At 60.0% G+C, this 19,053-nt stretch carries 17 protein-coding genes; 4 read left to right on the forward strand and 13 right to left on the reverse strand.

The window, feature by feature from the left end:
* Window positions 1-114: 114 nt before the first annotated feature.
* From OC610_RS04865 to OC610_RS04875, 3 genes are read left to right on the forward strand one after another with little or no spacing between them, the layout of a single operon-like run.
* Entirely contained in the window at window positions 115-1,290 is a 1,176-nt protein-coding gene (locus tag OC610_RS04865; protein WP_264426783.1) for an NAD(P)/FAD-dependent oxidoreductase, read from the forward strand.
* Window positions 1,287-2,099 (forward strand): aldo/keto reductase, encoded by an 813-nt coding sequence (locus OC610_RS04870; RefSeq protein WP_264426784.1) that lies wholly within the window; start codon window positions 1,287-1,289, stop codon window positions 2,097-2,099. Before OC610_RS04865 ends, OC610_RS04870 begins: the two co-directional genes overlap by 4 nt.
* Window positions 2,100-2,132: 33 nt before the next feature.
* Window positions 2,133-3,098 carry a metal ABC transporter ATPase gene (locus OC610_RS04875; RefSeq protein ID WP_264426786.1) on the forward strand — a complete coding sequence of 322 codons (966 nt, stop codon included), beginning with the start codon at window positions 2,133-2,135 and terminating at the stop codon, window positions 3,096-3,098.
* A 2-nt stretch (window positions 3,099-3,100) separates the two neighbouring features.
* Here OC610_RS04875 and OC610_RS04880 read toward each other — a convergent pair whose 3' ends face one another.
* The 7 genes from OC610_RS04880 to OC610_RS04910 all read right to left on the reverse strand — a co-directional run bounded on the left by OC610_RS04880 (window position 3,101) and on the right by OC610_RS04910 (window position 10,911).
* A complete protein-coding gene (locus OC610_RS04880; RefSeq protein ID WP_264426788.1) occupies window positions 3,101-3,940 on the reverse strand; it encodes a hypothetical protein in 840 nt (279 codons plus the stop codon).
* Between the two features lie 25 nt (window positions 3,941-3,965).
* Complete coding sequence (locus OC610_RS04885) at window positions 3,966-4,670, reverse strand: hypothetical protein (RefSeq protein WP_264426789.1); 705 nt, start codon at window positions 4,668-4,670, stop codon at window positions 3,966-3,968.
* Window positions 4,671-4,674: 4 nt separating this feature from the next.
* On the reverse strand, window positions 4,675-5,649 hold the full coding sequence (locus OC610_RS04890) for a glycosyltransferase (protein WP_264426790.1): 975 nt from the start codon (window positions 5,647-5,649) through the stop codon (window positions 4,675-4,677).
* A gap of 103 nt (window positions 5,650-5,752) precedes the next feature.
* A complete protein-coding gene (hldE, locus tag OC610_RS04895) occupies window positions 5,753-7,174 on the reverse strand; it encodes a bifunctional D-glycero-beta-D-manno-heptose-7-phosphate kinase/D-glycero-beta-D-manno-heptose 1-phosphate adenylyltransferase HldE (RefSeq protein ID WP_264426791.1) in 1,422 nt (473 codons plus the stop codon).
* A gap of 98 nt (window positions 7,175-7,272) precedes the next feature.
* A complete protein-coding gene (cysC, locus tag OC610_RS04900) occupies window positions 7,273-7,866 on the reverse strand; it encodes an adenylyl-sulfate kinase (protein ID WP_264426792.1) in 594 nt (197 codons plus the stop codon).
* Window positions 7,867-7,917: 51 nt separating this feature from the next.
* On the reverse strand, window positions 7,918-9,723 hold the full coding sequence (msbA, locus tag OC610_RS04905) for a lipid A export permease/ATP-binding protein MsbA (RefSeq protein WP_264426793.1): 1,806 nt from the start codon (window positions 9,721-9,723) through the stop codon (window positions 7,918-7,920).
* Between the two features lie 15 nt (window positions 9,724-9,738).
* Complete coding sequence (locus tag OC610_RS04910) at window positions 9,739-10,911, reverse strand: O-antigen ligase family protein (protein ID WP_264426794.1); 1,173 nt, start codon at window positions 10,909-10,911, stop codon at window positions 9,739-9,741.
* A 107-nt stretch (window positions 10,912-11,018) separates the two neighbouring features.
* On the opposite strand from OC610_RS04910, the gene OC610_RS04915 reads away from it, so the two are divergent.
* The gene (locus tag OC610_RS04915) at window positions 11,019-11,624 is read left to right on the forward strand and encodes a BUD32 family EKC/KEOPS complex subunit (protein ID WP_264426795.1); all 606 of its coding nucleotides are present in this window, start codon (window positions 11,019-11,021) and stop codon (window positions 11,622-11,624) included.
* Here OC610_RS04915 and OC610_RS04920 read toward each other — a convergent pair.
* The 6 genes from OC610_RS04920 to OC610_RS04945 form a co-directional block, all read right to left on the reverse strand.
* Window positions 11,610-12,713 (reverse strand): glycosyltransferase, encoded by a 1,104-nt coding sequence (locus OC610_RS04920; protein WP_264426796.1) that lies wholly within the window; start codon window positions 12,711-12,713, stop codon window positions 11,610-11,612. The genes OC610_RS04915 and OC610_RS04920 overlap by 15 nt on opposite strands.
* Before the next feature lie 84 nt (window positions 12,714-12,797).
* Window positions 12,798-13,754, reverse strand: a complete 957-nt coding sequence (locus OC610_RS04925) for a glycosyltransferase (protein WP_264426797.1) — start codon at window positions 13,752-13,754, stop codon at window positions 12,798-12,800.
* Window positions 13,755-13,817: 63 nt separating this feature from the next.
* Window positions 13,818-15,221, reverse strand: coding sequence for a PIG-L deacetylase family protein (locus tag OC610_RS04930; RefSeq protein WP_264426809.1), 1,404 nt, complete (start codon window positions 15,219-15,221; stop codon window positions 13,818-13,820).
* An 8-nt stretch (window positions 15,222-15,229) separates the two neighbouring features.
* Window positions 15,230-16,126: an antimicrobial resistance protein Mig-14 gene (locus OC610_RS04935; protein ID WP_264426799.1), complete on the reverse strand. Its 897-nt coding sequence runs from the start codon at window positions 16,124-16,126 to the stop codon at window positions 15,230-15,232.
* The gene (locus OC610_RS04940; protein ID WP_264426810.1) at window positions 16,126-17,256 is read right to left on the reverse strand and encodes a glycosyltransferase; all 1,131 of its coding nucleotides are present in this window, start codon (window positions 17,254-17,256) and stop codon (window positions 16,126-16,128) included. The genes OC610_RS04935 and OC610_RS04940 overlap by 1 nt, the downstream gene beginning before the upstream one ends.
* The gene (locus tag OC610_RS04945; RefSeq protein WP_181290944.1) at window positions 17,240-18,997 is read right to left on the reverse strand and encodes a carbamoyltransferase family protein; all 1,758 of its coding nucleotides are present in this window, start codon (window positions 18,995-18,997) and stop codon (window positions 17,240-17,242) included. Before OC610_RS04945 ends, OC610_RS04940 begins: the two co-directional genes overlap by 17 nt.
* Window positions 18,998-19,053: the final 56 nt, after the last annotated feature.

Here is a 19,053-nt window from a genome sequence, read left to right on the forward strand (position 1 = left end):
CAAGCTCCCTCGCCACAAAAGCTTTGCTCCCATGTGGCCGACGTTGATCGCCAACAAATGCCCTGCGCAGCGAGTCTGTATACTGCCCCCTCGTCTTGAACACTGAGGTCGTCCATGCCATCCGTTATTTCCACCGACATTCTGATTGTCGGCGCAGGCGTCGCCGGCCTCTGGCTGAATGCGCGCCTGCGTCGCCAGGGGTTTTCAACCGTGCTGGTGGAAAGCGCCAGCCTCGGCGGCGGGCAGAGTGTCAAATCCCAGGGCATCATCCATGGCGGCGCCAAGTACGCCTTGCATGGCGCCCTGACTGGCGCCTCGGAAGCCATCGCCGACATGCCGCGCCGCTGGCGCGAGGCCCTCAAGGGCGACGGCGAGCTGGACCTGTCGGGCGTGCGCATGCTGTCCGACGCCCATTACCTCTGGTCCCCCGGCACCTTGGCCGGCAACCTCACCAGTTTCTTCGCCAGCAAGGCTGTGCGCGGACGCGTTGACCAGGTCAAGGGCGAACAACTGCCTCCCGCCCTGCAGGACAAGCGCTTCAAGGGCAAGGTCTATCGCCTGGCCGAACTGGTCGTGGATGTCCCCAGCCTGATCGCCCGCCTGGCGGAACTGGCCGGTGACAGCCTGCTGGCCGGCCAGCATATCGAGCCGCTGCATGAAGAAGGCGCGTTGGTCGGGCTGAAGGTCGACGGTCGCGAGATCCGCGCCCAGCGCATCGTCCTCAGTGCCGGCGGTGGCACCGCTGACCTCCTCAAGGTCCTGGGCCTGGACCAGCCGGCCATGCAGACCCGACCGCTGCACATGGTCCTGGCCAAGGGGCCGGGCATCAAGCCGCTGTATGCCCATTGCCTGGGCGGCGGGCCGAAGCCACGCGTCACCGTGACCACCCATCCCGCCGCTGACGGCCAATGGGTGTGGTACCTGGGGGGAGACCTCGCCGAAGGCGACGCCGTCGCCCGTGAACCTGCTGCGCAAATTGCCGTCGCCCAGAAAGAACTCGGCCAACTGCTGCCGTGGATCGACCTCGGCACCGCGCAATGGGCCACGCTGCGAGTCGCCCGCGCCGAACCCCTGCAATCGGGCCTGACCCGCCCCGACAATGCCTTCGTCGCCGAACAGGATCGCCTCTTGGTGGGCTGGCCGACCAAGTTGGCACTGGCTCCGGATTTTTCCGACCGCGTGATCGCAGCGCTGCAACGCGACGGCATCCAGCCAAGCCAGGCAGCCCCGCTGCCGGACCTGCCGAAACCGCCCATGGGCATACCGGCCTGGGAGCAGCTGTTGCCATGAGCCAACCGACCCTGCATGACTTGCATCGCCCGCTGGGCCACAACGGCCCTATGGTGTCGCCCCTGGGACTGGGCACGGTCAAGCTCGGCCGCGACCAGGGCGTCAAATACCCCAACGGTTTTCGCATTCCCGATGACAGCGAAGCGCGCATGTTGCTCAAACTGGCGCGCGACCTGGGCATCAACCTGATCGACACCGCGCCAGCCTATGGCCGCAGCGAGGAACGCCTCGGCCCGCTGCTGCGTCGCCAACGTCGGGACTGGGTGATCGTCAGCAAGGTCGGCGAGGAATTCAGCGACGGCCAATCGCGCCATGACTTCAGCGCCGCCCATACCCGGTTCTCGGTGGAACGCAGCCTCAAGCGCCTGGAAACGGACTACATCGACCTGGTGCTGGTGCATTCGGACGGCAATGACCTGGCGATCCTCAACGACAGCGAGGTCTACCCGACCCTGGCGGCACTCAAGCGCGAGGGCAAGATCGGTGGTTTCGGTTTTTCCGGCAAGACCGTCGACGGAGGCTTGAAAGCCCTGGAGCAAGGCGACTGCGCGATGGTCACCTACAATCTGAACGAACGAAGCGAAAAGGCTGTCATTGACTACGCCAGCGAGCAAGGCAAGGCGATCCTGGTGAAAAAAGCCCTGGCCAGCGGCCACGTCTGCCTGAGCCCCGGAGAGGACCCGGTCCGTGCCAGCTTCGAACTGTTGTTTGAGCATCCAGGAGTTGCCAGTGCTATTGTCGGCACCATTGATCCGCTGCACCTCGCCCATAACGTTGCGACCGTAGCCAACGTCCTACGTCAAAACTGAAGCCGCCCTGCGCGGCATCAAGCAGGAGCTGACATGCCGCGTACGCTCATCAGAAAGAATCCAAGCAACTTCAAGACCCTGCCCCTGTTCGTCGAAGCGACCCCCGAAGGCCTGACCTACCAGAGCATCGGGATGCCGCTGAATTTCGCCCAGACATTGCAGCGTCGCCGCCCTGTGGCGGTGGCCGACACCGAACGTTTTTCCCTGGAACTGGCGAACCTGGGCGTCTCGGTGCGCCTGACGCTGCATTGGCAGAACCGCGAATATTGGGTCCTGGTGCGCCAGCGCCGCCAGGATCGCGGCGACGTGGTGCTCAAGCTGATCTCCGGTTACGTCCCCGCCCATGAACTGAACCTGCCGTTGCTTACCGCCATCAACGAAATAGCCGAAGAGTGCCTGCTGGAAACTCCTGAAGGCTGGCTAGGTGGACGCTTTAACGACACTTGGCTACCCGCGCCCTATGCAAGCGCCCTGCACTATCGCGAAGCGTTGCCGTTTCGCCTGACTCCGCTTTCCGGCTCGGCCCGCCCGGTGCGCAGCGCCAATTTGCAACTGATCGAGCGCCCACGGGCTTATGTGCACCTGCCGACGGCATCGTTGCAATTGATTTATGACTTGCGCCTGGACGTCCCCAAGGAAGCCAAATCCCTGAGCCTGTTTCACGTAGACGAGCGGCTGGAAGGCGATCAATTGGTGGCGCGGCTGGACCGCAAGCGACCCGATCTCTACCTGATGCCGCTTGAAAACGGCAAGCCGATCGGTGAGCTCTTTACGCTCAAACGCGATCAACTGATTGCGGCCAGCACACGAGGGCTGCACCTGGCAGAGAGCTTCGCCAGTCAGGAAGGTTGGGTCGTCCGCGACGAACGCATCCGCTGGAAGGATTGGCTCGTGAAACAAGGTTTGGTAACGCAGAAGCCTCGTCGCGAGGGCCTGACCAACCTGCACAAAAAAGCCATGGGGCTGATGCGAATGGTTCGCGGGACGCTACATAAATAACGTCAAGCGGAGCGTCGTTTATCCCAATACGTTCGCCACTGCGCTAACAGATGGAAATAACGATTCTCTCGTTTACCCATACTACGCTTGGGCGAGAATGATTCTTCGGCGAAAGTACCATCGATTCGTACCCGTGATGCCGTGGTTGCAAGTGTGCAGACTTTCACCTGTGCTTGTTGCAACACGTATTTGAGCAGGCGCTCGGAGTGCAGTTTCCTACCCGTAGCCTCGCAAAAATCGAAAATGCGTTCGATCCGCTTGCCATAGGCCCGGTAGGCATCGCGCCCACAAACAGCAAAGCGGTCATTCAAGCCTCCCCACCATTGCCAATCCGGAATGTAGGCATTCAATCTGCGCGTGTCAGCGTGGGCAAAAACATAGGCGGGCAGCGCTGTATGGTAGAAGTTGTCGGGGCGCACAAAGACGACGAAATCCGGATCAAACGGTTCCATCATGGCCGTCACGGTATTCAAGGAATTAAGCTGATAAATCAAATTCCTGAGCGACGCATGCCCATCTCCCCAGGTATCGCCCAAGGCCTTGACCCGCTCAAAGTCCCAACGCTCCAGGACCCCTTCGGTGGGGTCGAGGCGACCGGTCATATTACTGAACGGCGCATAATTGTCCGCTTTCAGCTCACCCCGCTCTCCCGAACGCGGGCTACTGACTTCATTGATCTTGTAGAGATGATAAAAACACTGCACTTCGTTCCCGGCAGGAATTTGTGCCAGGACATTTTCTTGAATAGAAGGAAAACAGATTCCGGAATTTCTCGGAATACCAAAAAAAGCCACCGCAACTTTCACAAGTTTCTGTCCTTGTCGTAAAAACTGCCCCGGCATCAGCCAATCAGACTGCCAATGCGACTCAAGGGCGACGAAACCATTTTTGCCACCAACGACAACGTTGCAGCGGCACCACGGTCACGTCTGCCTGGAGCAGCCAGTGCCGCTCATAATCCCAAGCGTGCCCGCTCCAGAGCTTTCCCGCCTCGTTGGAAAAACCCAGCGTCATGATCTGGTAGGTATAACCCGCACGACCGCGCAGCCAATCGAACAACACCAACGCATTGAAGCCCGTCGTAGGACCGACATAGCGCTTGCCATTCGGTCTGTCGACCGGGTAGTTCCACAAGGGTGGCAACGGAATGCGCTCCCAATACAAGGCCACGCCCGGCATCGGTGACATCGCCCCGGTGCACCCCACCAAAAGTGTGAAGCAACGTGCCTCGGGCAGGTCGAACAATCGCTGCACTTCGACGCTGTAAGGCAGGCCAAAGAAATACGCATCGGGGGCATTGAAGCCGTGAACGAACACGTTAACGCTATGCGGGCTGAGCAGCGCCGACTTCATGCAGGTATTGAAGCTCACGACCACATCATCACGGCCGATATCGAGTGCCTGGAAATCGGTAGCGGTAATTGCTGGGTTATTTGCCACCAGCACCACCCGAGATGCACTCTTCAAGCAATCTCTCAGCGCCTGGGGAAGCGCGTCCATCAGCGATTGATGACCGCCGGGCAGTTTATCGAGGGCCATTTGACCAATGATGTCAGGTCCACTATCAGCCATGTCGTTAATCCGGCACCTTCATGCCATAGCGCAGCTTGACCCAACCGCGGACCAAGGCCGAAGGCGCTTTCCAAGGTCGCATCTCGCGCTGGATTTCCTCGGCCAGCGCCCGCCCGACGCGCGCAAAGCAATAGCGACTTTCGGCGAAGGCCTGGCCATTGCGGGCGATTCGTGCGGCCAGTTCCGGATCACGCTGCAGCATCTCGAGCTTCTGCAGCGCCTCCTCTTCGGAGCGATAGAAGACCGTGTTTTCCATGTCCTCGAAGCCCAGCAGTCTATCCTCCTCGCCCTGGCTCCAAGCCAACAGTACGCAACCGCAGGCCATGGCCTCGAAGTTCTTGATCATGAACTCCCCCATTCCCAGGTCGGCGCTGACAAAAATCTTGATGCGATTGAGCGTTTCCAGGTATTCGCGACCCGACTGGGTACGGGTTACCAGCATCCCGGTGCGTTGAACCAGGAACTCGAGCAACGATCGGCGTCGAGCATATTCAGTGCTTTTGAGGCTGCCGAGAAAACCAACGGAAATGTCGCGTACGCTGCCGGTGTTGTGCAGCATCTTTTCGTCATAACCTTTGGAAACGAACACAGCATCGATGTTCTCGGCTTGCATCCGGCGTGCCACCAGCGCCCCTGACACCAAGGCGCGGCAGCTGGGCAAGCGGCGGTAAAGACGGGAATAAACGCCGTAGTATTTACTTTCGCGCATATAGTTCTGATAAGCGTCGTGCTCAAGGAAGATCAGTCCCCGAATACACCTCAACACGCTCAGTTGTGGAGCGACGCGCTTGACTCGCGAAAAAATCACCACCCGGTCGAAGTCCTGGTGATTCACCGATGCCAGGAAACGACCAAGATTCATTTGCTGCTGCTTGCTCAAGCGATAGAGGGTGCAGTCATCGCAGTTTTCCTGCACGACCTGATACAGCCGGTCGAGAATCACACGCTGTTCATCCATAACCAGAAGCATGACTTTCATAAATTAATTAGCCACAGACCGAAACAACCAGAGCCGGGGGGGGCAAGCTCGCCCCCCAAAGGTAGAAACTTGCCATGTAGGACCTCCCGGAAGGCGGGAAGATTCAGCGGCTGCGAATCTTCTCAACGATAGCCGTCGTCGAGCTATTTTCCACCAGCCCCAATACTTTCACGGTACCGCCGTAGGCCGTGACGATGTTCGCACCCACGACCTGATCAATCCCGTAGTCACCGCCCTTGACCAGCACATCCGGCTTGACCTGGGACAGCAGGTTTTCCGGCGTGCCTTCACTGAAGCTGATCACCCAATCCACCGCGCCAAGGCCGGCCAGGACCGCCATGCGTCGATCGACGCTATTGATCGGGCGCCCCGGCCCCTTCAGGCGACTCACGGATGCATCATCATTGACCGCAACGATCAGGCGATCGCCCTGGGCCCTGGCCTGTTCGAGATACGTCACATGGCCCGCATGGAGGATATCGAAGCAACCGTTGGTAAACACGATTCTTTCGTTGTGGGCACGGGCATCGTCGACGGCCAGTAGCAGTTGCTCCAGGCCCAACACGCCCCGTTCGGAGCCCTCTTCGCGCTGGATGGCACGACGCAATTCGGGGGCGCTGATGGCCGCCGTACCGAGCTTGCCAACGACAATGCCTGCCGCCAGGTTCGCCAGGGCGACCGCATGGGGCAATTCCTCCCCAGCAGCGATAGCCGCTGCGAGGGTGGAAATCACGGTGTCGCCCGCACCCGTCACGTCGAATACTTCACGGGCTCGGGCCGGCAGGTGCAACGCAGGGTGATCGGGGCGCAACAGGGTCATGCCATGCTCACCCCGAGTGACCAGCAACGCACCGAGATCAAGGTCGTGCATCAATTGCGCGCCTTTGCTCACCAATTCGTGCTCATCAGCACAACCACCGACGATGGTCTCGAACTCGCTGAGGTTCGGCGTGATCAGGCTGGCGCCACGGTAGATGGAAAAGTCCTTGCCCTTGGGATCGGCCAGCACCGGAATGCCTCGGGAACGGGCAGCCTGGATCAGCACCTGATGGTTCTTCAGTGCGCCTTTGCCGTAGTCCGACAACACCAACACCTTGATGCCTTCGAGCAGGTTGTCGACCTCGGCGCCAAGGGACAGCGGGTCAGTGGCGAACGGTTCTTCGAAATCGATGCGCAGCAGTTGCTGGTGACGGCTGATGACGCGCAATTTGACGATGGTAGGCTGATGCGCAATGCGCTGGAAGATCGCCCGCACACCCGCGCCCTTGAGGCTGTTGGCCAGGCTGTCGGCGGCCTCGTCGTCGCCGGTCACGCCCACCAGCGAGGCCGGTGCACCGAGTGCAGCGATGTTCAGGGCAACGTTGGCGGCACCACCAGGACGATCCTCGATGTGCTCGACCCTGACCACCGGTACCGGCGCCTCCGGGGAAATCCGTGATGTACCGCCATGCCAGTAGCGGTCGAGCATGACATCGCCGACCACCAATACAGGGGCTTGATCGAATCGCGGCATGGACAACTTCATGGAGCATCCCACATACAAAATGAACAGGGCGGGGATATTAGCACAGGGTTGCGCAAGGCTCGCCCATGGCCGCGATGGGAAGCATCAGCCACGCCTCACTATTGTTGTTGCAGCAGCTCCAGCAATTGCGCACAAGCCTGGGCCGGCTCCATCTCATGGGTATTGATTACGCATTCAGCTGCCAGCGGCACTTCGTAAGGGCTGTCGAGACCGGTGAAATGCTTGATTCTTCCGGCGAGCGCTTCTCGGTACAGCCCTTTCGGATCGCGCTGGGCACAAACGTCAAAAGGCGTGCTGACATGAACTTCTACGAAGGTCCCCTGCGTAAACAGCCGCCGCGCCGCGTCCCGATCGGCACGAAACGGCGAGATTGCCGCAACGATGACGATCAGGCCCGCATCGAACATCAGACGCGCCACTTCAGCGATGCGCCGGACATTTTCTTTTCGAGCCCCGGCGTCCATTCCCAAGTCGCTGCACAGCCCCTTGCGCAGGTTATCGCCGTCCAGCAAGCAGGTGTGCAGGCCTTGTTGATGGAGCTCGACTTCCAAGTCATTGGCCAAGGTCGACTTGCCGGCCCCCGATAACCCCGTCAGCCAGATACAGCGAGGCTGCTGTATCTTGATGGCCGCCCGGTCCGAAGGGGTTAGCCCCTGCGATTGTTGCCTTGATCCCTTTGGCGTCTCATCCATATCGAGCAATCCATCGTCGTCTTGCAGCAGAGCATAGCCTTGGTCCCGTCTTCAGGCGATGTCTTGTGCAGGCGTATCCAGGCCCATGGCATGGAGACGCGCGTAATAGCCGTTTTGCGCGAGGAGTTCGCTGTGAGTACCGCGCTCCACGATACGGCCCTGGTCCATCACCAGGATCAGGTCGGCTTTTTCGATGGTCGACAGCCGGTGAGCGATGACCAGCGTGGTACGGCCTTTCATGACCTGGTCCAGCGCAGCCTGGATGTGCCGCTCGGATTCAGTGTCCAGCGCCGAAGTCGCTTCGTCGAGGATCAGCAACGGCGCGTTTTTCAATAACGCCCGAGCAATCGCCAAGCGCTGGCGCTGGCCGCCGGACAACAGCACGCCGTTCTCCCCCACTTCGGTGTCCAAACCTTGGGGCAGTTGCGCAATGAAGTCCATGGCGTAGGCGTCCTGGGCCGCCTTTTCGATATCGGCCCGTGGCGCCCCTGCCAAGTCGCCATAGGCAATATTGTTGGCCACCGTGTCATTGAACAGCGTGACGTGCTGGGTCACTTGGGCAACATGTCGACGCAGATTGCGCAGGCGATAGTCTTCGATTTCCACGTCGTCGAGCAGAATCTCGCCGACTTCGTGGTGATAGAACCGGGGGATGAGGCTCGCCAGGGTCGACTTGCCGCTGCCCGAACGCCCCACCAGGGCGATCATCTGTCCGGGGGCTGCTGAAAAACTGATGTCCTTGAGCACTTCCCGGTCGGTACCCGGGTAAGCAAAGCTCAGGTTGCGCACATCAAGACGACCACTGACGCGCTCTTGCTCAACCGTGCCGTTGTCGACTTCGGGCTCGACATCCAGTTGCTCGAAAATGCTTTCGGCACCTGCCACGCCCTTCTGGATGGTGGAGCTGACTTCCGAGAGCTGGCGAATTGGCTTGGGCAGCAAGCCAGCTGCCGTGATGTAGGCCACCAGATCACCGGCCGTCGCGTCGCCGCGAAGGAACAGCACCAGGAACATCAAGGCGGCCATGGCGGTGTAGATCACCAATTGCAACATTGGCGTATAGACAGCGCCAGTGCGGGTCATGCGCAATTGCTTGTCGGTGTTGCCTTGGCTGGCCCGGGCGAAACGCTGCTCTTCGTAATCTTCCCCGCCAAAACTGCGCACGACGCGGTAGCCCTGGATCGTCTCGGAAGCGACATGGGTCACGTCGCCCATGGCCACTTGGATCTTCTTGCTCTGCTTGCGAAACTTCTTGCTGGTGCTGCTGACCATGACCGCAATCAACGGCAGGATTGCCAGCATCACGAGCGTCAGCTGCCAATTCATCCAAACAAGGTAGGCAAAAAGAAATACCACGGTAAGACCTTCGCGAATCACCACCTTGATGGCATCGGTGGCCGCACCGGTAACCATGGTCACGTTGAAGGTAATCCGGGAAATAAGATGCCCGGAGTTATGGGTATCGAAATAACGGTTGGGCAGCACCAGTAACTTGTTGAACAGCTCTACCCGCAGGTCATGCACCAGGCCCAGCGAGACCCTGGCAAGGTAATAGTTACCCAGGAACGACCCAAGCCCCTGCCAGGCAGCGATCAAAATGATCAACAGCGGCACGGCCATCAGCAGTTTCAAATCCTTGAGGTACGGCACGTTCGGAAAAAGCACCGCATCGGGATTGCTCAGGCCGTCGACAAAATACTTGAGAATCCCGGCCAGCATTGGCTGAGTAGACGCAAATATCACGAACCCCACGATACTGAGCAGGAAAATGCCCACATAGGGTTTGACGTATCCCAGCAGCCGAAAATAGATTTTCAAGCTGGAATCCTGTTCCGCTTTAGGCGGTGCGTCACTCATCGTCGAGCTCACTGGTTAGGAAGAGCGCGGGATTTTATCACAGCCACCGGGTTTGACCCGCGCCCAAGCCAAAACACTCGCCAGGCCAATCGGCAACCAACTGATGAACCACTCGGCACGGGGGGTTCCGGTCAGGCTCGCCGCGTCGAACTGCATCGCCAAGAACGAAAATACCCACATGCCCAGCACGCCTCGGCCCAACAAGGTGTCACGGGCACGCCAGGCTTCGCGCAACACGGCGAACCAGGCAACGCACCACAGCAGCAGCCCCGGCAGGCCCAGTTGAATGGCAACGTGACTGAACAAATTATGCGCATGGTCGAAAAAACGATCGTTTACAGGGACTCGATAATCGGCTGCCACTCCAAGGCCACCCCACGGGCGCTCGGCAATCATATGCAGGCTGGATGTGAAGATCTCGGGGCGGTAGGAGGCACCGCGGGCCATTACCAGTGGCTCCAGCAGCCAGAAGGTCAGCATCGCCAGAACCAGCGCAGTGGCAGCAATCACGCGGGTACGTTGGTCCCGACAGTAAAGCGGCATGGCCAGAACACTGAGCAACAAGGCCAGTGCCGCGCCGCGGCTCTGGCTCATCACGACGAATATCCCCAACAGAGCCAATGCCACCGCCCAAACGACCTGCAGCCCGATACGGCGTGGCACCCAATGCAGCATCCAGATCGCCGCCAGGCCGATCACATAACCGCCCAGGATTGGATGGGACAGTTCGCCCAGCCCTTCGAGGCGTGCCACCCAAGGTTTATGTTGAACGCCGTAGAAATGGATAATGGCCATCAACGCGGTCAGCGAAAGTCCTGCGCCGCCCCACTGCATGATACGGATCACACGCTCGGGTCGGCCATCGGCGAAAACCGGAAAGAACAACAGGAATACCAGGATATAGAGCAACCGCTTGGCTTCGCGTCCAGGCTCCGGTGCCTCAGCCCAGAACAGGGTCACCAATGCCCATGCCGTCAAGGCCAGCAACGAGAGATAAATCAAGCGCTGGGCCCGCCACAACTCCACCAGCCGATGCCGCGCGGGCCAGGCAAACAGGATCGCCGGCAACCATACAAAAGCAATCAACCCTTGCTGATAAACCTTGTTAGTGGGCGCCAGAGCTATCGCCAGCAAAAACCATAACAAACCAAAAGCCATCCATACCTGGGCCCAACGTGTTGCTTGCATCCAACGCTCCTAATCGGTGTACCAGCCAAACCGGCATGGTGAAAACAAAAACTTTTGGGCATCATGGCCCGCCACGGCACCGGTTCTTTCACCAAGGTTTCCCTACGATGCAATCCTCACGGCTTTCCCAAGCCGCTTTGAATCAATTGATTGAAGGCGCCAGCATTCTGGAGGCCGACAGCTACGGCCCAAAAGTCTATCTGTTGCAGGATGGAAACATCCTTAAACTTTTTCGCCGCAAGCGGCTTTTTTCTTCGGCTCTCTTGACGCCCTATTCGGCGCGATTCATCAATAATGCGGCCCGCTTGAAAGATCTCGGCGTACCGACGCTCGAAGTGCTTGCGCATTACAAATTGCAACAGCTCGGCATGACCGCCGTACTGTATCGGCCGCTTCCCGGAAAAACCCTGCGCCAATTATCGAATCAGGAAAATTTCAGCTGGCAGCAACGTCTACCGGCCCTGGTCGAATTGATCCGCAGCCTGCACGCCTGTGGTATTTATTTTCGCTCGTTGCACCTGGGCAACATCGTCGTCACCCCGGAAAACACATTGGGACTGATTGATGTAGCCGATATGCGCTTCCTGCGCTCACCGCTGCCACGCTACCTGGCGCGCCGTAACTTGCAGCATTTCGCACGCTATATTGCCCGAGAGAACCTGAACGGGAGCTTCCCGATGCAGGCACTGGAAAACGCTTTATTGGCAGCCTGAGATCAACTGCCGGGCAGTCCGAGTGAAGCTCGACCAAGCCTCCTCGGGTGCCAGTGCCTGGTACTGGCCCGCAGCGACCGTATCGGCCGGAGCCTGCGCCGCTCGTTCGATCGCGTCGCTCCAGCCGCCTTCGTCATTGAGCGGAACGTACCAGCCCGCGTCGCCCAATTGCTCGTGAAAGACGGCAAGTTCGCTGGCCAATACCGGGACGCGAGCCAGGATAGCCTCTTGGAGAATCAGCCCAAGGCCCTCGTCCACAGACGGGATAAGCACCCAGTCAAATGCCTTGTAGAGCGTCGCGACGTCATCCCGATGCCCGGCCAGCAAAACTTTACCTGTCAGATCCGGTTGGGCGATCCGCGCCTGCAACGCTTCACGCCTCGGCCCCTCGCCGACGATAACCAGGCGCCAATCGGGATGGCGAGCGGCCGCCTGGCCAAACGCCTCCAGCAGGCCGGCGAACCCTTTGCTATCCACCAAGCGTCCCACCGCGCCGAATACCCTCGTGTCCGAGGCCGGCAGACCGAGTCGGATACGTGCTGCCTCGCGAGGCAGCAGTGCAGACTGAAACTCAGCCGGATCGAACGCGCTACGCAGCACAGTGACCTGAGTGCCCAGCTCATCCTGGAGCGACATCGCCAACGTCTGGGAGACCGCTGCCAGGCTCAAGTGTGAAGCCGGAAAGCCACGTATCAATTCGCGACTGGCAGGATCGAGTCGTGTCGCACCATGGAAAATCACCACCACGCGGATCTGCGGCAGATCCTTGAGGACCGGCAACAAGATTCGGGCCACACCGATGCCGTCAAGCAACACCACCCGCGCATCGCTGTCGATCAGCGCCTGACGGAAACGCCTGTGCAGCAGAGGCTTGAGCAGGCGCCATATGTGCCGCCCCTTGAGCTGGGCGGAGGTCATATTCCACTCAAGCGCCGCCCCCATATCAATCTGGCAGGCCGCCGCCGATCCCCGCAAGAGCCATGTCTGGACAGGCAACGCCGGCTCCATCCGCGAAAGAATCTGATTGTGAACCTTGTGTACCGAAGCGAACGGTGCGCCGCCCGCCCACATGACATTGATAACGCTCATCGAGCAATAAACCTTTTATTGCGGACCAGAATTCGTGCTTCGCAGCCGTCTAAAGTTGATCACGAGCTGGCATAACGGTTCGATTTATATGCCCAGTTTCTGGCGCAGCCTCTCCAGCAGGCTCAATGGTCCATGCGCACGCAAAGGAGGCTCGAGAGCTTCCACGATCTTCTGCCCGATACGGGCAAAGCTGAATTGCTCAAGCGCGAGCTTCTGCCCATTGCGCGCGATACTGTGCGCCAGTTCGGGGTCCTCTCGCAGCCGGGATAGTTTTTCCTGAAGTTGCGGGATGTCCCGATACAGCACCACGTTCTGCATGTCCTGCAGCCCCAGCGCTTGCGCTTCCTCGGGGCCTTGGTCAAACGCCAGCAGCACACAGCCGCACGCCATCGCTTCGAAATTCTTGATCATGTATTCGCCCATGCCTACATCGGCACTGACAAAAAAGCGAATGCGATTCAGCGTTTCACAATACTCTTCGCCAGACTTGGTGCGGGTAACCACCAGCGGCTCGACCCGCGCCAATTCGTCCAACAGGGCCTTGCGCCCACTATAGGCGACGCTGTTGGTGCTGCCGACGAATGCCAGTTCGATGTCCCGCTCGCGGTGTTGATCCTGCAACAGTGATTGGTCGTAGCCCTTGGGAACGAAAACCGCATCGAAGCCTTCATCCCGCAAGCGTTCGGTCACCATGAAACCGGAGCTGATGACCCGAACCCAAGGCAGCCGACGGTAATGAGCACTGAACTTGCCGGTGTATTTGCACGGGATGTAGTTCTGGTAGGCGTCATGTTCGAGGATGACCAGGTTGGGGATCGTGCGGATGAAACCGGCCTGGCGAATTTCCTGCTTGAAGCGCAGGAAAAATACAATCCGGTCATAACGAGACACGTCCACATGGCGTCGGAAATAGCCCCTCAGGTTGCGTTGTTCCTGGCCGTCGAGCCAACGCAGGTCGCATTCGCAATGAGCGGCCACACCTTCATAGAGCCGATCCAGGATAGCCCGTTGCTCTTTCTGCACCAGAAATAGAACTTTCATCGTCTTCCTTGCGGCACCGAACGATTTGATGGATAACCGGAGGCCTTGTTGCCTCCTGGCCCCTTAAAGCCACCAGAACAGTTCATGGCGACGCACAGCCTTGCGAAAGAATTCATTCTCGCCATAGGGCGATTGCCTGCGCCCGGCCAGCAGGCGTTGGATGCCACGGCGCAGCCGACGCTTGAACGGCGCAGCCGGTTGCAAATCATGCATCATCCCCAACGCCATCGCTTTGTCACGCTGACTCGCCGGCCGCAGCGGCAAGGAGAAAGGATGCATCGGCCGAGCCGGGTCGAAATGAGGGGGCAAAGCGACACCCGCTCCCGCATCGCCCATGGGCCAGCGGTCGTTGTCATGCAAATGGTTGGCATACCCCAGCAACACGGTCGGTTGCCACTCCAGGCCTTCAAGCGCCTGGATGACGGCCTGATGCGCGCAGACGTGATCGGGATGAGGATCAAGCGTCGGATGCGGCAACACAATCATTTCAGGACGCGCCTTGAGCAACAGTTCACGCAAGTCCGCCAGCAGGTTGTTCCAGGTCGGGGCGCCATCGGCATCGCCAGGCAAGGCAAATGGATTCAACTGGCGAAACAGCCGGGTATCGCTCAGGTCCGCCTCGCGAGAACTCTGCGGCCGACCAGGCGCGGCTTGCATGGCGGCCAGTTGCAGGCAGAAGTAGCCCAACTGCACACAGCGCTCTTGCGGCACGCCGGCCCAACGCGGTACGGCAACGCTGTCCCAGGCGCGCAAGCGCCCTTTGAGCCTCGCAGCCTCGACGCCATCCAGGCCCATCTGTCGATAATGCTCGGCTTCGATCTCACCCGCCGTCAGCGTCACGATCCAGGCTTCGTCAGCCTGGCTATACAATCCGTAGGCAGCCAGTTCCGCATCATCGGCGTGGGGCGCGATGACCATTACCCGCTGATGCTGCAGGGTCGGCGGTGTGAAGGACCACAGCGTCGGCTCGCCCAGCAAACGGCAATGGCGACCGCGCAGGCGCAGCTCACCTCGAGACAACATGTCGCCGTGCTCGCTGAGGTTGAGATAGCGCAGGCCGTTAACCCCGCGTTCGAAGGTCTGCCGGTCCGCAGATTCATCGCCCGACAACTCGACGAGCGGGTCGATGAAGCGTCCCAGCCAGGTGCTCTTGATCCGCAACGCGAGGATCAGCGTCGCGCCGTCGTCCAGGATCACCCCCTCGTCCAACTGCAGCCGCCCGGCACTCAGGCGTACCTTGGGTTGCTGCGAGAACGGCGGGAAGCTGTACTGGTAATCGTCGCGGGGCGAATAAAACAAATGATCGGCGAACCACGCTTCGTGGGCGATCCAGCCCAGCACCGCCAATACCAGGGGGAGCCACCAGGCCACCGCCACACCCAGCAATACCAATACGCTAAGGGCGAGCAGCAGCCCCAAGCGCTTATTGCGACGGTGACGCTTGAGTAATTGCTGTTTACGGCTCAGGGGTGGGTTCATACGGTAAACACCGGCACGGGATTGCACCAACGGTCCTTGTATTCACGATCAGCCCGGCCAAACGAAAAACGCAATGGCTTACCGGCGGCCCGAGCCTGTTCCCAGGCACTTTGCGTGTTCAGGTAACTCAAGACACTGCCAGGGCTGAACTCGCGCGTCTGCGGGTCGACACCACCATTGATGTATTCGACGCTGATCCATTCAGGCGCTTCGACGCGATACACCAGTTGGATGGCAATCGGTGCATCGTTGAGAAAGATCACCGAACCGATCAGCAGTTCACGCAGCAGCTCGATCACTTCCCCCATGCGTTCCGCGCCGGTGGCCGCAAAGCCCCAACGACGCAGGAACAAATCGCAGTAGATGGTCGCCAGTTCGCTGCTGGAAAATTCGCTGACCGGCCGCACCAGTCCGCCCGCCTCTTCCAGCAGGCGTAATTCGCGGCGCTGGTTGTAGCGGAATTTCTTGGACAGTTCTTCCGGCAGGCGGGCCATGGCCAGTTGTTCTTTTTGCAACTTCAGGCCGCTGAAACGGCCTTCGTTGAGGGCCGAGAGGTAACGCCCATGATGACGCAACGGGGCTTGCGCATCGGGTGCCGCCGGCAGGATCAGCTCGGCATTGCCCAAGTCGAACAAACCTTTCTTGCCACTGCGCTTGAGCACGTCTTTGGATAACGCCAGGTCGCGGCCCCAGGTCGGTATCGCGGCCTTGAGCTCGCCGTCCCGTTCGAAAGCAAGATAACGCACAGGGATGCCGGCCAGGGCGGCCAGGCGTTCCACCACCAGGGGATGCGTCGCCACGCTGCCACCAAAACGTTGCCATGCCTGGGCGTAAGTCGTGGCGTCAGTGGTTGTCCAGCCGCGCTCGCGCCAGCCTCGAAATCGGTTGAGCATCAATGCCTCGACGCCAATTCGGTCACTTGGGGCAAACGCCAGAATGCCTCGCGTACGGCACGGTCGGAAAAGCGCTCACGCAAGCGTTCGAGCATCAACTCGGCGCATTGGCGGCGCTGTAGATCGTCCATGGCCGCAAGGTGTTGCAGCCCCTGAGCCATGTGCTCGGCATCACCGAGCGGAAACAGGATGCCCACGCCTTCAACCACCTCCTTCGCACCGCCGCAAGCGGTGGCCAGCAACGGCACGCCGGCCGCCATGGCTTCGAGCAACACCATGCCGAACGGCTCGTGATCGGAGCTCAAGGCAAACGCATCGAAGGCACGGAAGTAACGGCGGGCATCGGGCACCTGGCCGAGGAACAGCACACGTTCGGCGATGCCCAGCTCTCGAGCGAGCTCCTTGAGTTCCTGTTCCAGGCGCCCCTTGCCCAGGATCGCCAGTTGGCTCTGGCTCGGCAGGTACGCCAGCGCGGCAGCGAAACCTCGCAGCAGCGTGGCTTGGTCCTTGTCTGGATGCAGGCGCCCGACGTTACCGACGATCCAGGCGTTCGCTTCGAGCCCCAGGGTTTGCCGCGCCGCCTCTCGGGAAACCTGGATGGCTTGCAAACTTTCGAGATCAATGCGGTTGTAGAGCGTCTGGATCCGGTTGGCCGGCCATTTCGGCAAGCAGCGACGCATGTCGTCGCGCACGGCGTCGGACACCCCGAGCAGGCTCAAGCGCTTGCGAAAAATCTGCGCGAAGAACCGACGGGTAAGTCGTTGGTAGTCGCCAAAGCCATGGTGCACACCGATCACTGGCAGGCGAGTACCCAGCAAGGCGATGTAGATCGGCTTGAACCGGTGGGCAATGCAGAAACTGAAATTGCGCGAGGCGGCGATCTTGCGCAGATCGCCAATGGCGCCCAGCTTCAGGCCGCGAATGGCGCTGGAGCTGTACTCCATGAACAACACCTCGTCCGAGGCACAGGCAGCGGCAACATCGGCATCCGCCGCCCCGGTGATAAACACCGTGGTCACGCGATAGCCAGTACCCGTAAACAGGCTGGCGTACTGACGGGCGCAGTCCAGGAACGGCCCGTCATAACCGTGGCAGAACTGCAGCACATGTCGCTCAGCCGAGCGTGTCATAAGCATCCACGCCGTCTTTGACCACCAGAATGTCTTCCATGATCAGGTACTGCAGGTCGGAACCATAGAACATGTTCAACGCGTCGGTCGGCGAGCAGATCATCGGTTCGCCACGGCGGTTGAGCGAAGTGTTCAGCGACACGCCGTTGCCGGTCAGGACTTCCAGGGCTTTCATCATGTCGTAGTAGCGCGGGTTGTATTCGCGCTTGAGCACCTGGGCCCGGGAAGTGCCGTCTTCATGGACAACTTCCGGCACGCGGGTTTTCCATTCCTCGGCGACTTCGAAGGTGAAGGTCATGAACGGTGCCGGGTGATCGACCTTGATCATCTGCGGTGCAACGGTGTCGAGCATCGATGGGCAGAAAGGCCTCCAGCGCTCGCGGAACTTGATCTGCTCGTTGATGCGATCGGCCACGCCGCTGGCGCTCGGGCAACCAATGATCGAGCGACCGCCCAGCGCACGCGGGCCGAACTCCATGCGGCCCTGGAACCAGGCCACCGGGTTGCCGTCGACCATGATCTTGGCGATGCGCTCGGGGGTGTTGTCGATCTTGCGCCACGCCGGCTTGCTCGGGTGACGGGCGCACGCGGCGATCACGTCTTCGTTGCTGTAGGCCGGGCCGAGGTAGACGTGTTCCATCTTCTCCACCGGCACGCCACGGGCGTGGGACACGTAAGCCGCCGCGCCCACCGCCGTACCGGCGTCGCCGGAAGCCGGTTGCACGAACAGCTCCTTGACGTCGTCACGGGCGATGATTTTCTGGTTCAGCTTGACGTTCAACGCACAGCCACCGGCGAAGGCCAGCTTGCCGGTTTCCTTGAGCACGTCGCCCAGGTAGTGGTCGATCATTTGCAGCGCGAGTTTCTCGAACAGCGCCTGCATGCTCGCCGCGTAGTGAATGTATGGCTCATCGGCGATGTCGCCTTCACGTTTCGGGCCGAGCCACTCGATCAGCTTCGGCGAGAAGTAGAAACCCTTGCCCTTCTCTTTATAGCGACGCAGGCCGATCACGTTGGCGTAGTCGGTGTTGATCACCAATTCGCCGTTTTCAAACGAAGCCAGGCGCGAGAAGTCGTACTTGGTGGCGTCGCCATAAGGCGCCATGCCCATGACCTTGAATTCGCCGTCGAGCATTTCAAAACCGAGGAACTCGGTGATCGCGCCGTACAGGCCACCCAGGGAGTCCGGATCGAAGAATTCCTTGATCTTGTGGATCTTGCCGTTTTCACCGTAGCCAAAGAAGGTCGTGGCGTATTCGCCCTTGCCATCGATGCCCAGGATGGCGGTTTTTTCCTGGAAGCCCGAGCAGTGATACGCACTGGAGGCGTGCGCCAGGTGGTGCTCGACCGGCTCGATCTTGATCTTTTTCGGATCGAAACCCAGTTGCTCCAGGCACCAGACGATCTTGCGGCGATACCGCTTGTAGCGACGGTTGCCCATCAGGATCGCATCGAGGGCGCGGTCCGGTGCATACCAGTAACGCTTGGCGTAGTGCCAGCGAGCTTCGCCGAACAGACTGATCGGGGCGAATGGGATCGCCACCACATCAACGTCGGAAGGCTTGATGCCGGCCTGTTCCAGACAGAACTTCGCCGACTCGTAGGGCATGCGGTTCTTTGCATGTTTATCGCGTACGAAGCGCTCTTCCTCGGCCGCCGCGATCAGCTTGCCGTCAATGTACAGCGCTGCGGAAGGATCATGGCTAAGGGCGCCGGACAGGCCAAGAATCGTCAATGCCACAGGGTCTAGCCTCTTATGTCTGCATACGGGCGACAAGCGCCACGAAAAATGAATGT

The organism is Pseudomonas agronomica, from assembly GCF_025917275.1.
Lineage (GTDB): Bacteria > Pseudomonadota > Gammaproteobacteria > Pseudomonadales > Pseudomonadaceae > Aquipseudomonas > Aquipseudomonas agronomica.